Genomic DNA, 15,638 nt, shown 5'->3' with positions numbered 1-15,638 from the left:
TGTCTGCGACTACACTTAGCGCCTAAAGGACCCGGCTGTAAGGACATAAAAATCATTATCGTGAAACGTATCGCGTTATTTTAACAGGAGTTCTATGCCCACCCATCTGGTCTGGTTCCGCCGCGATCTCCGTCTGCATGACAATCTCGCGCTTTCCGCCGCCTGTCGCCATCGTAATGCGCACGTGCTGGCGCTCTTTATCTCCACGCCCCGCCAATGGGCAGATCACACTATGTCGCCGCGTCAGGCGGGGGTGATCCGTGCGCAACTCGAAGGGTTGCAGGCCTCCCTCGCGGAGAAGGGCATCCCGCTGCTCACCGCCGAAGCGGACGACTTTACCGCCAGCGTCGAAACGGTAAAAGCGGTCTGCAGGCAGCATGATGTCAGCCATCTTTTTTACAACTATCAGTATGAGGTCAACGAACGCGAACGGGATGCGGCGGTAGAAAAAGCGCTGCCTGAGGTGGTATGTGAAGGGTTTGACGACAGCGTGATTCTGCCGCCGGGATCGGTGATGACCGGCAATCAGGAAATGTATAAAGTTTTTACCCCGTTTAAAAATGCCTGGCTTAAGCGCTTGAAAGAGGCCATGCCTGAATGTGTGGCGGCGCCAGCCGCGCGAGAAAATTCGCCCCTGGCGCAGCGGCGTCAAAAAATCGTGTTTACCTATCCGCAGCAGGAGGCAGACACCACGCTTTTCCCGGTGGACGAAAAAACGGTGATAGCCCGACTGCGCCAGTTTTGCCAGCAGGGGGCGGGTGAATACGCACAGCAGCGGGATTTTCCCGCTATCGACGGCACCAGCCGTTTATCTGCCGCTCTGGCGACGGGAGGGTTATCGCCGCGCCAGTGTCTGCACCGCCTGCTCGCCGAACAGCCTGACGCACTGGACGGCGGGCCGGGCAGCGTCTGGCTGAACGAGCTTATCTGGCGAGAGTTTTATCGGCATCTGATGACCTGGAACCCTGCGCTGTGTAAATACCGCCCATTTATCGGCTGGACGGAAAAGGTAGCCTGGCAGGATAACGCGGCGCATTTCAGCGCCTGGCAGACGGGGCAAACCGGCTTTCCGATTGTTGATGCGGCTATGCGCCAGCTTAATGCTACCGGCTGGATGCATAACCGTCTGCGAATGATTACCGCCAGTTTCCTGGTGAAAGACCTGCTGATCGACTGGCGCAAGGGCGAGCGCTATTTCATGTCGCAGCTTATTGATGGCGATCTCGCCGCCAATAACGGCGGCTGGCAGTGGGCGGCCTCCACAGGTACTGACGCCGCACCCTATTTTCGTATTTTTAACCCAACAACGCAGGGGGAAAAATTCGATCGCGACGGTAAGTTTATTCGTCAGTGGCTCCCGGAACTGCGCGACGTGCCTGGAAACGCGATTCACGAACCGTGGAAATGGGCAAAAAAAGCAGGCGTCACGCTTAACTACCCGCAGCCCATCGTCGATCATAAACAGGCCCGCGCGGCGACGCTTGCCGCCTATGAAGCGGCAAGAAAAGGCGCGTAAGGTCATTTATGTCACCCGGTAGCCTGGAAGGACATAGCCAGGGGCTACAGGATGGTTTATTGCAGGGACGTCAGCAGGGAAAAAAGAAGGTCAGCGGGAGGCGGCGCTACGCATTGCCCACACCATGCAGACACAGGGAAGCGAGCGTGGCTGGGTGCTGCGGGTAACCGACCTTAACGAAGACGATCGGGTCACGGCGCCCAGCCACTCATGCCCGTTAACTCAGGACTCAATCGCCAGCGGGCGGTTTCTGAATTTAAGCGACTGATACAGCCAGATCAACAGTACCAGCCCGACGCAGGCCAGCGCGCCCCAGGTGATGTCACTGAACACATCGATATAAGCATTGATGGAATAGTTGATCGCGCCGCTGGCGTCAAACGCGCTCTGGGACGTTTGGTCGGCAATAACGCCCGCCAGATAGTTGGCAATCGCGCCGGAAAGCAGCATATAAATGCCGGTTAATACGCCAGTTACCCCAGGGATTTCAATACGTGTAATCTGCGACATCGCCACCGGGTCGATAAACAGCTCTGCAAAGCCCATCACCGCCAGACCGAGGATCATCAGCGGCATGGAAGAGTGGCCATAGGCTGCGGACCAACGGGCGCTAAGGGTCAGAATGCAGAATCCGGCGCTCATCAGACCGAGGCCGAGAGCGAATTTGCCCCAGATGCGTACGCTGCGGCGACCCCCCATACTCTCTTTTACCCGCCAGGCCAGCACCACGCCGCAGAGCATCACGGCAAAGGCGTTTACCGACTGGAACATGGCGGTAGGAACCGAATAGCCGAAAATATCGCGGTTTACGAAGCGATCGATATACAGGCTGATGGAGCTGCCGCCCTGCTGGGCAAAGGCCCAGAACAGCAGGCTAAAGACGGTGAGGGTCACGATCAGGCCCAGCTCTTTACGCTGCTTCTGGTTTTCTGCCTGACGATAAATTTTACTCAGCACCGCCAGACCGATGACGGTGGCGGCAATCAGCGCGTAAACCGACCAGTCCTGCCAGAACAGAACGGTAATGACCAGCGGCGCGGCAACCAACAGGACCAGCAGCCAGCCCCAGTTGGGCAGGAGAAACGGCCGGGCGCACAGCGCGGCTTTGTTCACCCCTTTGGTGTGCGCGAAGTGGCGATTGCCGCAAAGGAAGATGATCAACCCGGCGATCATGCCGATGGCCGCCAGCGCGAAGCCCATCGCCCAACTGTATTCTTCCTGGACATACCCGCAGGCGATCGGTGCGACGATCGAACCCACATTGCCCGCCGCGTATAGCAGCGAAAACCCACCGTCACGGCGTGGATCGTCCGGCTGGTACAACTCACCCAGCAGACAACTGATGTTCGATTTGAACAAGCCATAGCCGCAAACAATGATTGCCAGCGACAAATAAAGGAAGGTGGGGGCAATTTCGCTGGCGCCGAGGACCAGATGCCCGACCGCCATCAGAAAAGCGCCAAGCATTACCGCCATGCGGTTACCGAGCACTTTATCAGCGAGATAACCGCCAAGAATCGGCGTGACATAGACCAGCGAACAATAAGCGCTGAATAACGCATAGGCGTGGGTATCGTCGTATTTAAGCTGGTTGGTGAGATAGAGGATCAGCAGGGCGCGCATGCCGTAAAAACTGAAGTATTCCCAGATTTGCAGCGCGACGACGTAGTAAATCGCCCGCGGTTGAGATGATGCTTTATTCATTGTGATACCAGAATAGCTTGCGCGCCCAGCGGATAAAACGCCGCGCGGCGGGGGTTCCTTAACGTTACAATGTCGATACAGAGAGGATTATTTTTGCAATATGCTGTCTGATTGCATAAATATACATGAATTCTCTCACGGAAGGGCGCGCTTTTCACGCTAAAAAACGACGGGATTGTTTCTTAATGTGTCAGTGAATTGGCTATCGACGAACGGACGCCCGAAGGCTATTTTAACGTATCGCATAGACGAACAAGGGAGCGATGATGAAAAACACCGAACTGGAACAACTGATCAACGAGAAACTCAACAGCGCGGCGATTAGCGATTACGCGCCTAACGGTTTACAGGTTGAAGGCAAAGCGACGGTGCAAACAATCGTCACCGGCGTCACGGCCAGCCAGGCATTGCTGGATGAAGCGGTACGCCTGCAGGCTGATGCGGTCATCGTTCACCATGGTTATTTCTGGAAGGGCGAATCTCCGGTGATTCGCGGCATGAAGCGTAACCGCCTGAAAACGCTGCTGGCAAATGATATCAACCTCTATGGCTGGCACCTGCCGCTGGACGCGCATCCTGAACTGGGCAACAACGCGCAGCTTGCCGCCCTGCTTGGCATCAACGTGATGGGGGAGATCGAACCCTTGGTGCCCTGGGGCGAACTGTCGATGCCGGTGCCTGGACTGGAACTGGCCTCATGGATTGAAGCGCGTCTTGGGCGTAAACCGTTATGGTGCGGCGATACCGGGCCGGAGACGGTCACCCGCGTCGCCTGGTGCACCGGCGGCGGACAAAGTTTTATCGACAGCGCCGCCCGCTTTGGCGTAGACGCGTTCATTACGGGCGAAGTCTCTGAACAAACCATTCATTCGGCGCGCGAGCAGGGGCTGCATTTTTACGCCGCCGGGCACCATGCCACCGAACGCGGCGGTATTCGCGCCCTCAGCGACTGGTTGAATGAAAATACCGATCTGGATGTGACGTTTATTGACATACCGAATCCCGCGTAAAAAAGACGAAGAGGAACGCAAGTGCAACGAGCGCGCTGTTATCTGTTAGGCGAAACGGCGGTGGTACTGGAGCTAGAACCCCCCGTGACGCTGGCGAGCCAGAAACGTATCTGGCGACTGACCCAGCGTCTGGTCGACATGCCAAATGTGATTGAAGCTATCCCAGGGATGAACAATATCACGGTGATCCTGCGGGAGCCGCAAACCCTGGCGCTGGATGCCATTGAGCGTTTGCAGCGCTGGTGGGAAGAAAGCGAGGCGCTGGAGCCCGACTCGCGCAATATTGATATCCCGGTGGTTTACGGCGGCGCGGGCGGTCCCGATCTCGCTCTGGTGGCTCGTCACAGTGGGCTGAGCGAAAAGCAGGTGGTCGAACTACACGCGTCGGTTGAGTACGTGGTCTGGTTTTTAGGTTTCCAACCCGGTTTTCCCTATCTTGGGAGCTTACCGGAACCGTTGCATACGCCCAGACGCGCCGAACCGCGCCTGATCGTTCCGGCAGGTTCTGTCGGGATCGGTGGCTCGCAGACGGGCATTTATCCGCTCGCGACGCCGGGCGGCTGGCAGCTCATCGGACACACGCCGCGGAAACTGTTCGATCCGACGCAGGATGAACCGGTCCTGCTGCGTCCCGGCGACAACGTGCGCTTTATCCCGCAGAAGGAGGGGGTATGTTGAAGATTATTCGCGCGGGAATGTACGCTTCGGTACAGGATGGTGGCCGTCACGGTTTTCGCCAGTCCGGTATCAGCCACTGCGGCGCGCTGGATCGACCCGCCATGCATATCGCCAATTTGCTGGTCGGCAACGACGCCAACGCGCCCGTGCTGGAAATTACGCTCGGACAGTTGGTGGTCGAATTTGAGGCCGACGGCTGGTTTGCCCTGACCGGCGCAGGGTGCGAAGCGAAACTGGATGAGCACCCGGTCTGGACAGGCTGGCGACTGCCGGTAAAAGCGGGTCAGCGTCTGGCGTTAAAGCGTCCGCAACACGGTATGCGCAGCTACCTGGCGGTGGCCGGAGGCATTGCCGTACCTGAAGTCATGGGGTCGTGCAGTACGGACCTGAAAGTCGGGATTGGCGGTTTCGAAGGGCGTCTGCTCCGGGACGGCGACCGCCTCGCCATTGGCGCACCGGCGCGGCAATTCCTCGGCGCCCAGGGGGTAAAACAGCTGCTGTGGGGAAACCGGCTTCGCGCACTGCCGGGGCCGGAATATCACGAGTTTGATACGGCATCGCAGGCGTCGTTCTGGCGTTCGCCGTGGTACCTCAGTCCGCAAAGTAACCGGATGGGCTACCGGCTGCAGGGACAGCCGCTAAAACGCACCACCGAACGTGAACTGCTGTCCCACGGATTGCTGCCCGGGGTGGTGCAGGTGCCGCACAACGGTCAGCCGATTGTATTAATGAACGACGCTCAGACCACCGGCGGCTATCCGCGAATCGCCTGTATTATCGAAGCGGATATGTACCATCTGGCGCAGATCCCGCTCGGTCAGCCGATTCATTTTGTCCAGTGTTCGCTGGAAGACGCGCTGAAAGCGCGCCAGGACCAGCGGCGCTATCTTGAACAACTGACATGGCGGTTGAGCAATGAACATTGATTTGAATGCGGACCTCGGCGAAGGCTGCGCAAGCGATGCGGAACTGTTAACGCTGGTCTCTTCGGCCAATATTGCCTGCGGGTTTCATGCCGGGGATGCGCAAACCATGCTGTTGAGCGTGCGAAATGCGCTAAAAAACGGCGTCGCCATTGGCGCGCACCCCAGCTTTCCCGACCGGGAAAACTTTGGCCGTACGGCAATGACCCTGCCGCCGGAAACCGTCTACGCGCAGACGCTGTATCAGGTCGGCGCGCTGGCGGCGATCGCGAAAGCGGAGGGCGGCGTTCTGCGTCACGTCAAGCCGCATGGGATGCTCTACAACCAGGCGGCGAAAGACCCGCAGCTTGCGGACGCGATCGCGAAAGCGGTACATGCCTGTGACCCCGCGCTGGTTCTGGTCGGACTGGCGGGCAGCGAACTGATCCGTGCGGGTGAGCGTTACGGACTTGTCACCCGTCAGGAAGTATTCGCCGACCGCGGCTACCAGCCTGACGGTTCGCTGGTGCCGCGTAGCCAGCCGGGAGCGCTGATCGACGACGAGGAACAGTCGCTGGCGCAAACGCTGGGAATGGTGGAAAGCGGCCGCGTGCAGAGTGTGACCGGCGCGTGGGCCAGCGTGGTCGCCCAGACTGTGTGCATTCACGGTGACGGCGAGCACGCACTCGCTTTTGCCCGACGTCTGCGCGAAGCGTTTACGACGCGCGGTATTCACATTACAGCTTAAACAATGACGTCGTCCCAAAGAGGACGACGCGCTGACGTACGACACAACAAAAACACAACAGACAAGGAATGGATTATGGGAGATGCTATCACTCTCTGGCCACTGATGGGCATTGCCGTCATTGTGGTCGGGTTTCTTTTACGCTTTAACCCGGTGCTGGTGGTCATTGTGGCCGGGATCGTCACCGGACTGGCGGCGCAGATGCCGATCGCCACGATCCTCGAAAAACTGGGAGAAGGCTTTCTCAATACCCGCAATCTGCCGTTTATTCTGTTGATCCCGCTTGCGGTGATCGGTCTGCTGGAGCGTCACGGTCTCAAAGAACGCGCCCAGACGTGGATCGCGAAAATTCGCAGCGCCACCGCGGGTCGTCTGTTGGTGGTGTACCTCTTTATCCGTGAAGTGACGGCTGCGCTGGGGCTGACCAGCCTCGGCGGCCATCCGCAGATGGTGCGTCCTCTGCTGGCGCCGATGGCGGAAGGCGCGGCGGAGAAGAATTACGGCCAGCTGCCTGGCGCGGTACGCTATCGCCTGCGGGCGATGTCGGCGGCGACCGATAACGTTGGGCTGTTCTTTGGCGAAGATATCTTCGTCGCGTTCGGCGCGATCATCTTCATGCACAACTTTATGCTGGAATCCGGCGGGATCCAGACCGAACCGCTGCACATTGCGCTGTGGGGGATCCCCACGGCGATCTGCGCGTTTCTGATCCACGGCGCGCGCCTGTGGCGGCTCGATAACTATCTGCAACGTGAGATGGCGAAAGCCAGTGCGGCGAACGCGGGTAAAGGAGATGCGCAATGAATTTTCAGCAAAGCTACCTCTACTGGCTGGCAGGCGTTATTCTGTTGATTGTCGCTCTGATGTCCTGGCGGGACAAAGCCAACCCGCGACGGCTGACGACGGGATTATTCTGGGGCGTCTACGGTCTGCTGTTTTTACTGGGCGACTGGACCTATCAGTTAGTGGGTGACAAGCGCGCGGTGAATATCGCCGTTGGCATTGCCGTGGTGTTGATGGCGCTGATTGCCGGATTTGGCGGCGTAAAGCTCGGCAGCTATCATCAGCGTACCCGTGAGCAACGTGAAGAGAGCGCGACGCGTCTCGGCAACCGCCTGTTTTATCCGGCGCTGGCGATTCCGGTAGTGACGGTGATCGGCGTGCTGATGTTCAACCATATTCCCGGTTTACAGGAAGGGCTGTTCGGGTCGGGTAACCACGCTACCCTGGTCACGCTGTTTTCCATGACCGCAGGTTCGCTGATCGGCCTCGGCATGGCGATCAAAATGACGCACGAGAAGGTCCATCAGCCGATTCAGGAAGCGCGGCGTTTGCTCGACTCCATCGGCTGGGCGTTTATTCTGCCGCAGATCCTCGCGACGCTGGGACTGTTGTTCACCGCCGCAGGCGTGGGCAGCGGCATTTCGTATCTGACTCAGGAATACCTCGCCGTTGACAGCCGCTTTATCGCGGTGGCGGTGTATACCCTCGGGATGGCACTGTTGACGATGGTGATGGGCAACGCCTTTGCCGCTTTCCCGATCGTGACGGCAGGGATTGGCATTCCGATTCTGGTGCTCCAGCACGGCGGCAATCCGGCGGTGATGGCGGCGATTGGCATGTTTTCCGGCTACTGCGGTACGCTCATGACGCCGATGGCGGCAAACTTCAACATTGTTCCTGCCGCGTTGCTGGAGCTGCCGGATAAAAACGCGGTGATTAAAGCGCAGGTGCCGACCGGCGTGTTGCTGCTTATCGTCAACGTGTTCCTGATGTATTTCCTGATGTTCCTGTAAGGAGGAAGGATGAAAACGGTATTGATCACCGGTTTTGAGCCGTTTGGCGGCGAACAGATTAACCCCTCCTGGGAAGTGGTGTCGCGCCTCGACAACGCAATTATCCGCGGATGTCGCGTGGTTGCGCGCCAGTTACCCTGCGTATTTGGCGAATCGCTCAGCGTACTGAATGCGGCGATTGACGCGCTCTCTCCGGCGCTGGTGTTGGCGGTTGGTCAGGCCGGGGGGCGTTCGGATATCACCGTTGAGCGCGTGGCGATCAACGTCGATGATGCCCGCATCGCGGATAATAAAGGCCAGCAGCCAGTGGATATGCCGATAGTGATCGACGGTCCGGCGGCCTGGTTTAGCACGCTGCCGATCAAAGCGATGGTGAGCGCGATGCGTGAGGCGGGCGTGCCGGCGTCGGTATCGCAAACTGCCGGCACCTTTGTCTGCAACCATGTCATGTACGGGCTGCTGCATAAATTAAGCGGCCTGTCGGAGGTGAAGGGCGGATTTATTCATATCCCTTATCTACCGCAGCAGGCGGCGGCGCATCCGGGCGCGCCCAGCATGGCGGCGGAAACGGTGCGTCAGGCACTGGAAATCGCCATTGAGACCGCGCTACAGGTCGAAAAGGATCTTGTGGTGACGGGCGGCGCAACCCACTAACACTATCGATAAGGACAGTATCATGCCTGAAGGCCCGGAGATCCGCCGCGCGGCGGATACCCTGGAGGCGGCGATCAAAGGTAAACCGTTGACGGACGTCTGGTTTGCCTTTGCGCAGTTAAAACCCTTTGAATCACAGCTACAAGGGCAGCGAGTGACGGAAATGGAAACGCGTGGTAAAGCGCTGTTGACCCATTTTTCCGACGGCCTGACGTTGTACAGCCACAATCAGCTTTACGGCGTGTGGCGAGTGGTGGACAGCGGTGAAGCGCCGCAGACCACCCGCGTGCTGCGCGTGCGGCTGCAAACGGCGGATAAAGCCATTCTGCTCTACAGCGCCTCGGATATTGAGATGCTGACGCCGGAGCAACTTACTACCCATCCCTTTTTACAGCGCGTTGGCCCGGATGTGCTCGATCCGCGTCTGACGGCTGAAGCGGTAAAAGAACGTCTGCTTTCGCCCCGTTTTCGCAATCGACAATTTGCCGGGCTGCTACTGGATCAGGCATTTCTCGCCGGGCTGGGTAACTACCTGCGCGTCGAGATCCTCTGGCAGGTGGGACTAAACGGCAGTCACAAAGCGAACGCGTTGAATGCGAAACAACTCGACGCGTTATCCCACGCTCTGCTGGATATTCCGCGCCTGTCCTATACCACGCGTGGGCGGGTGGATGAGAATAAACACCATGGCGCGCTGTTTCGCTTTCATGTGTTCCACCGTGACGGTGAAACGTGCGAGCGCTGTGGCGGGATCATTGAAAAAACCACGCTTTCGTCGCGCCCATTTTACTGGTGTCCGCACTGTCAAAAATAGCGAGCAGTCTGGCCACGCGACGTTTTTCAGCGCTGTGATGGCCGTTTTGGCGCGTAGGTGGAAATAAAACGCGCCACCGCCGGGCCGGTCAGCAAGATGCTGAACAGGCGCAGGGTTTGCATCGCCATGATAAGCGCCATATCGGCGTTGCTGCCAGCGGCGATCACCGCCACGGTATCCAGCCCGCCGGGGCTGGTGGCGAGGTAGGCGGTCATAAAATCAATTTGCATGTAGTGCGCGAGGCCCCAGGCCATTGCCGCGCAAATCGCCATCAGGGAAAAGATGGAGGCGAGTATTTGCGGCAGGGGGCGCAGCGCCATGAAAAACACCTGTTTATCGAAGCCCAGACCGATGCGCCAGCCAATCGCCATATAGGCAATCGCCAGCAGCCACTCCGGCAGTTCAATCACCATCGTCCCGCTGGTATGCAGCAACGCGCCTGCCAGCATCGGCAGCAACATCGTACCGGACGGGATCCGCAACAGCCGTCCGGCAAGACCCGCAATGGCCGCCAGCAGCAGGGTAGACAGTAAGTTAACGCTCAGCGGCGGAAACCATTCCACCTGCTGGCTGACGGCCTCTGCGCTGTCGCCAAGAATCAGGCGGGTGACCAGCACCGCCGCCCCCGCAACGAACAACACGCGTAAATACTGCATAAATGCCACCAGACGGATGTCCGCGCCATAGTCCTGCGCCATGGCGACCATCGCCGCCGCGCCGCCGGGCGAAGAGCCCCACGCGCCGGTGTTGCCCGGCAGCGAACTGTAGCACACCAACAGCCAGCCCACTACCGCGCTGGAAAGCAGCGTAACCAACAGCACCGCCAGGACCATCGGCCAGTGAAGGGCAAGCGTGGTGAGGATGGAGCCGGTAAGGTTTTGCGCAATCATGCAGCCGAGGATCGCCTGGGCGGCGAGGAAGGCGGTACGGGGCAGTTTCAGGGGCAACCCGCGCAGACTAAACACAATGCCTGCCAGCATCGGGCCGAGCAACAGCGCCGCCGGGAGATGAACGTACAGGAACAGCAGGGAAAGAAGTAACGACAAGACAAATAAGGCGCCCCACTGCAAAGATGGCATTCCCTGCTCCTGAATAACGTTTAGCGAAATCTCAGGAAATCATAGAGAAAGTGTGAGCAGATTAAAATAACGCGGGTCAATAAAAGAGGGGATGGTGCGGTTAACAGGCCCTCCGGCAGGGGGGAGAGCCGGAGCGCGCTGGCACGCATCCGGCGTGGGGGACGCCGGATGCGTAAAGCATTAACGCTTAATGTCAGACTTAAAATCACGCTGATCGTAGCCGGTATACAGCTGACGAGGACGGGCGATTTTCATGCCTTCGCTGTGCATTTCATTCCAGTGCGCAATCCAGCCGACGGTACGTGCCATCGCGAAGATCACGGTGAACATAGAGGACGGAATCCCCATCGCTTTCAGAATGATACCGGAGTAGAAGTCCACGTTCGGGTAGAGCTTCTTCTCAATGAAGTACGGGTCGTTCAGCGCGATGTGTTCCAGCTCCATGGCCACTTCCAGCAGGTCATCTTTCGTGCCCAGCTCTTTCAGCACTTCATGGCAGGTTTCACGCATTACGGTGGCGCGCGGGTCGTAGTTTTTGTACACGCGGTGGCCGAAGCCCATCAGGCGGAAAGAGTCGTTTTTATCTTTCGCGCGACGAACAAATTCCGGAATGTGTTTAACTGAGCTGATTTCTTCCAGCATTTTCAGAGCCGCTTCGTTCGCGCCGCCGTGTGCCGGTCCCCACAGGGAAGCGATGCCCGCCGCGATACAGGCAAAGGGGTTGGCGCCGGAAGAACCTGCGGTACGAACGGTGGAGGTGGAAGCGTTCTGCTCGTGGTCAGCGTGCAGGATCAGGATACGGTCCATTGCACGTTCCAGCACCGGGTTCACTTCATACGTTTCGCACGGCGTAGAGAACATCATATTCAGGAAGTTACCGGAATAGGAGAGGTCGTTACGCGGGTAAACGAATGGCTGACCGATCGAATACTTGTAACACATCGCTGCCATCGTCGGCATTTTGGAGAGCAAACGGAAGGCCGCGATTTCGCGGTGGCGCGGATTGTTCACGTCCAGCGAGTCGTGATAGAACGCCGCCAGCGCGCCGGTGATCCCGCACATTACCGCCATGGGATGTGAGTCGCGGCGGAAGGCGTGGAACAGGCGGGTGATCTGCTCGTGGATCATGGTATGACGGGTCACCGTGGTTCTGAACTCGTCGTATTCAGCCTGCGTCGGTTTTTCGCCGTACAGCAGGATGTAGCACACTTCCAGGTAGGTGGAGTCGGTGGCCAGCTGATCGATCGGGAAGCCGCGGTGTAACAAAATCCCTTCATCGCCGTCGATGAACGTAATTTTGGATTCGCAGGATGCGGTAGAGGTGAAACCCGGATCAAAAGTGAACATGCCTTTTGAACCCAGACTACGAATATCAATAACGTCCTGACCCAGCGTGCCCTTCAGCACGTCCAGTTCGATAGCAGCATCACCATTGAGGGTGAGTTTTGCCTTTGTATCAGCCATTTACGGTCTCCTTAGCGCCTTATTGCTTGAGACTGCACAGGTGAGATCTGTCTTCTACACATCGTCCTTCACGCGTGCCGCGTTGACGCAGCGGGAATGAGTTTGTGTAAACATAAAATTAACTGTTACCGGTTTGTTATTCGGCTCGCCGCTCTGCGTGAGAGGAGAAAACCAGGGTACAGAGCAATGGGCGCTTGCAGGTAAATCAGTTAACTCATGGTGAAATAGCAACAAATCAACAACTTAGCAATCCGAATTATTCAACCTGTCTATCACTATTAACTGTACTGAAGGGATCGGTCAATATCTTCTTACTGTTACATAACTTATTTGCAGGTTAAAGAGTGACCCCATAACTTTTACGCATTATATGCTTTTTCTGGTGTTGTTTGTAACAACTTTGTTTAATGATTGTCAAATCAAATGATTAAAAATTAAAAAAATGTTGTTATCGTGACGTAGGTCACTGTTCGCGATAAAACCCGACAAACTATATGTAGGTTAATTGTAATGATTTTGTGAACGTCCTATACTGCCGCCAGGTCTCCGGAATACCCTGCAATCCCGAGCCACCCAGCGTTGTAACGTGTCGTTTTAGCATCTGGAAGCAGTGTTTTACATGACGCGCAGTTATAGAAAGGACGCTGTCTGACCCGCACGCAGACCGGAGGAAGGAAATCCCGTCGTCTTTCAGGCTACAGGTGGATGAGCCTCTGTACCCGAAGTCTAAAGGGAATAATAAGAACAGCATGTGGGCGTTATTCATGATAAGAAATGTGAAAAAACAAAGACCTGTCAATCTGGATCTGCAAACGATCCGGTTCCCAATCACGGCGATAGCGTCCATTCTCCATCGCGTTTCCGGCGTGATCACCTTCGTGGCGGTCGGGATTCTGTTGTGGTTATTGGGTACCAGCCTCTCTTCCCCGGAAGGATTCCAGCAGGCGTCCGCCATCATGGGGAGCTTCTTCGTTAAATTTATCATGTGGGGCATTCTCACCGCGCTGGCGTACCACGTGGTGGGCGGCGTGCGTCACATGTTAATGGATTTTGGCTATCTGGAAGAAACATTCGAAGCGGGTCAACGCTCGGCCAAAATCTCTTTCGTTATCACTGTCGTGCTTTCACTTCTCGCAGGAGTCCTCGTATGGTAAGCAACGCCTCCGCATTAGGACGCAATGGCGTACATGACTTCATCCTGGTCCGCGCTACCGCTATCGTTCTGACGTTATACATCATCTACATGGTGGGGTTCTTCGCCACGAGCGGCGACCTGACCTGGGAAGTCTGGACCGGTTTCTTCTCATCGGCCTTCACCAAAGTCTTCACTCTGCTGGCCCTTTTTTCCATCTTGATTCATGCCTGGATTGGCATGTGGCAGGTGTTGACCGACTACGTTAAACCGCTGGCCGTTCGTTTAGGCCTGCAACTGGCTATCGTCGTTGCGCTGGTGGTTTACGTCATTTATGGATTTGTTGTGGTGTGGGGTGTGTAATGAAATTGCCAGTCAGAGAATTTGATGCAGTGGTCATAGGCGCAGGCGGCGCGGGTATGCGTGCGGCGCTGCAAATTTCCCAGAGCGGACAAACCTGTGCGCTGCTCTCTAAAGTCTTTCCAACCCGTTCCCATACCGTTTCCGCGCAGGGCGGCATTACCGTCGCGCTCGGTAATACCCATGAGGATAACTGGGAATGGCACATGTACGACACCGTCAAAGGGTCGGACTACATTGGTGACCAGGACGCGATTGAATATATGTGCAAGACCGGACCGGAAGCGATTCTGGAGCTGGAGCACATGGGGCTGCCTTTTTCCCGTCTTGATGACGGTCGTATCTATCAGCGTCCGTTTGGCGGCCAGTCGAAAAACTTCGGCGGCGAGCAGGCGGCACGTACCGCAGCGGCAGCTGACCGTACCGGCCATGCGCTGCTGCACACGCTGTATCAACAGAACCTGAAAAATCACACCACCATTTTCTCCGAGTGGTATGCGCTGGATCTGGTGAAGAACGCCGACGGCGCGATCGTGGGTTGTACCGCGCTGTGCATTGAAACCGGTGAAGTGGTTTACTTCAAAGCCCGCGCCACGGTGCTGGCGACCGGCGGCGCAGGCCGTATTTATCAATCCACCACCAACGCCCATATTAATACCGGCGACGGCGTGGGCATGGCGATTCGCGCAGGCGTGCCGGTGCAGGACATGGAAATGTGGCAGTTCCACCCGACCGGTATCGCCGGTGCGGGCGTACTGGTCACCGAAGGTTGCCGCGGCGAAGGCGGCTATCTGCTGAACAAACACGGCGAACGCTTTATGGAGCGTTATGCGCCGAATGCGAAAGACCTGGCGGGTCGCGACGTGGTGGCGCGTTCCATCATGATTGAAATTCGCGAAGGTCGCGGCTGCGACGGTCCGTGGGGGCCGCATGCCAAGCTGAAACTTGATCATCTGGGGAAAGAGGTTCTGGAGTCCCGTCTGCCGGGTATTCTCGAACTTTCCCGTACCTTTGCCCACGTCGACCCGGTGAAAGAGCCGATTCCGGTTATCCCGACCTGCCACTACATGATGGGCGGAATCCCGACCAAAGTGACCGGCCAGGCGCTGACCGTGAACGAGCAGGGCGAAGACGTGGTGGTTCCGGGCCTGTTTGCGGTGGGCGAAATCGCCTGCGTCTCCGTACACGGCGCCAACCGTCTGGGCGGCAACTCGCTGCTGGATCTGGTGGTGTTTGGCCGTGCGGCGGGTCTGCATCTGCAGGAGTCTATCGCGGAGCAGGGCGCACTGCGCGATGCGACCGATGACGAAATCGACGCCTCACTGGCGCGTCTGAACCGCTGGAACAATAACCGCGACGGTGAAGATCCGGTCGTGATTCGCAAAGCGCTGCAGGAATGTATGCAGCACAACTTCTCGGTATTCCGTGAAGGCGACGCGATGGCGAAAGGGCTGGAACAGCTGAAGGCGATCCGCGAGCGGCTGAAAAACGCCCGTCTGGACGATACTTCCAGCGAGTTCAACACTCAGCGCGTTGAGTGCCTGGAGCTGGATAACCTGATGGAAACTGCCTACGCCACGGCGGTTTCAGCAAACTTCCGTACCGAAAGTCGCGGCGCGCATAGCCGCTTCGACTTCCCGGAGCGTGATGATGAAAACTGGCTGTGCCATTCCCTGTATCTGCCAGAGACGGAGTCCATGACGCGACGTCAGGTCAATATGGAACCGAAACTGCGCCCGGCATTCCCGCCGAAGATTCGTACTTACTAATGCGGAGACAGG

The 15,638-nt window shown here is 57.4% G+C and carries 15 protein-coding genes; 12 read left to right on the top strand and 3 right to left on the bottom strand.

Features of this window, described 5'->3' with window-relative positions:
- Nucleotides 1-94 precede the first annotated feature (94 nt).
- Complete coding sequence (gene phrB, locus HVX72_RS14845) at nucleotides 95-1,516, top strand: deoxyribodipyrimidine photo-lyase (RefSeq protein ID WP_181821775.1); 1,422 nt, start codon at nucleotides 95-97, stop codon at nucleotides 1,514-1,516.
- Between the two features lie 222 nt (nucleotides 1,517-1,738).
- Here the strand turns inward: phrB and HVX72_RS14840 are convergent, their stop codons facing one another.
- Nucleotides 1,739-3,220, bottom strand: coding sequence for an MFS transporter (locus HVX72_RS14840; protein WP_181821774.1), 1,482 nt, complete (start codon nucleotides 3,218-3,220; stop codon nucleotides 1,739-1,741).
- 266 nt (nucleotides 3,221-3,486) lie between these two features.
- Between HVX72_RS14840 and ybgI the strand changes: the two genes are divergently transcribed.
- From ybgI to nei, 8 genes are all read left to right on the top strand, one after another.
- The gene (gene ybgI, locus HVX72_RS14835) at nucleotides 3,487-4,230 is read left to right on the top strand and encodes a radiation resistance protein YbgI (RefSeq protein WP_042285382.1); all 744 of its coding nucleotides are present in this window, start codon (nucleotides 3,487-3,489) and stop codon (nucleotides 4,228-4,230) included.
- Between the two features lie 21 nt (nucleotides 4,231-4,251).
- On the top strand, nucleotides 4,252-4,908 hold the full coding sequence (pxpB, locus tag HVX72_RS14830) for a 5-oxoprolinase subunit PxpB (protein ID WP_060568887.1): 657 nt from the start codon (nucleotides 4,252-4,254) through the stop codon (nucleotides 4,906-4,908).
- Nucleotides 4,902-5,834: a 5-oxoprolinase subunit PxpC gene (pxpC, locus tag HVX72_RS14825; RefSeq protein ID WP_042285378.1), complete on the top strand. Its 933-nt coding sequence runs from the start codon at nucleotides 4,902-4,904 to the stop codon at nucleotides 5,832-5,834. Before pxpB ends, pxpC begins: the two co-directional genes overlap by 7 nt.
- Nucleotides 5,824-6,558: a 5-oxoprolinase subunit PxpA gene (pxpA, locus tag HVX72_RS14820; RefSeq protein ID WP_181821773.1), complete on the top strand. Its 735-nt coding sequence runs from the start codon at nucleotides 5,824-5,826 to the stop codon at nucleotides 6,556-6,558. Before pxpC ends, pxpA begins: the two co-directional genes overlap by 11 nt.
- Before the next feature lie 75 nt (nucleotides 6,559-6,633).
- Entirely contained in the window at nucleotides 6,634-7,362 is a 729-nt protein-coding gene (locus tag HVX72_RS14815) for a DUF969 domain-containing protein (RefSeq protein ID WP_042285372.1), read from the top strand.
- Nucleotides 7,359-8,354, top strand: a complete 996-nt coding sequence (locus tag HVX72_RS14810; RefSeq protein ID WP_181821772.1) for a DUF979 domain-containing protein — start codon at nucleotides 7,359-7,361, stop codon at nucleotides 8,352-8,354. The genes HVX72_RS14815 and HVX72_RS14810 overlap by 4 nt, the downstream gene beginning before the upstream one ends.
- 9 nt (nucleotides 8,355-8,363) lie before the next feature.
- The gene (gene pcp, locus HVX72_RS14805; RefSeq protein WP_181821771.1) at nucleotides 8,364-9,008 is read left to right on the top strand and encodes a pyroglutamyl-peptidase I; all 645 of its coding nucleotides are present in this window, start codon (nucleotides 8,364-8,366) and stop codon (nucleotides 9,006-9,008) included.
- Nucleotides 9,009-9,030: 22 nt separating this feature from the next.
- On the top strand, nucleotides 9,031-9,822 hold the full coding sequence (gene nei, locus HVX72_RS14800; RefSeq protein WP_181821770.1) for an endonuclease VIII: 792 nt from the start codon (nucleotides 9,031-9,033) through the stop codon (nucleotides 9,820-9,822).
- A 26-nt stretch (nucleotides 9,823-9,848) separates the two neighbouring features.
- Here the strand turns inward: nei and HVX72_RS14795 are convergent, their stop codons facing one another.
- Together HVX72_RS14795 and HVX72_RS14790 are read right to left on the bottom strand one after the other, a co-directional pair.
- Nucleotides 9,849-10,901 carry an AbrB family transcriptional regulator gene (locus HVX72_RS14795; protein WP_181821769.1) on the bottom strand — a complete coding sequence of 351 codons (1,053 nt, stop codon included), beginning with the start codon at nucleotides 10,899-10,901 and terminating at the stop codon, nucleotides 9,849-9,851.
- Between the two features lie 180 nt (nucleotides 10,902-11,081).
- Nucleotides 11,082-12,365 carry a citrate synthase gene (locus tag HVX72_RS14790; RefSeq protein WP_042285358.1) on the bottom strand — a complete coding sequence of 428 codons (1,284 nt, stop codon included), beginning with the start codon at nucleotides 12,363-12,365 and terminating at the stop codon, nucleotides 11,082-11,084.
- A 749-nt stretch (nucleotides 12,366-13,114) separates the two neighbouring features.
- Between HVX72_RS14790 and sdhC the strand changes: the two genes are divergently transcribed.
- Genes sdhC through sdhA form a run of 3 tightly spaced genes read left to right on the top strand, consistent with a single transcriptional unit; the run spans nucleotide 13,115 to nucleotide 15,626 of the window.
- Entirely contained in the window at nucleotides 13,115-13,519 is a 405-nt protein-coding gene (gene sdhC, locus HVX72_RS14785) for a succinate dehydrogenase cytochrome b556 subunit (protein ID WP_042286197.1), read from the top strand.
- Nucleotides 13,513-13,860: a succinate dehydrogenase membrane anchor subunit gene (gene sdhD / locus HVX72_RS14780; RefSeq protein WP_042285355.1), complete on the top strand. Its 348-nt coding sequence runs from the start codon at nucleotides 13,513-13,515 to the stop codon at nucleotides 13,858-13,860. The genes sdhC and sdhD overlap by 7 nt, the downstream gene beginning before the upstream one ends.
- Entirely contained in the window at nucleotides 13,860-15,626 is a 1,767-nt protein-coding gene (sdhA, locus tag HVX72_RS14775) for a succinate dehydrogenase flavoprotein subunit (RefSeq protein ID WP_181821768.1), read from the top strand. The genes sdhD and sdhA overlap by 1 nt, the downstream gene beginning before the upstream one ends.
- The last annotated feature ends 12 nt before the right edge of the window (nucleotides 15,627-15,638 follow it).

The sequence above is a fragment of the Citrobacter sp. RHB21-C05 genome (assembly GCF_013889015.1).
In the GTDB taxonomy this organism is placed as follows: Bacteria; Pseudomonadota; Gammaproteobacteria; order Enterobacterales; family Enterobacteriaceae; genus Citrobacter_A; species Citrobacter_A sedlakii.
This window is presented reverse-complemented; position numbering and strand designations above follow the sequence as displayed.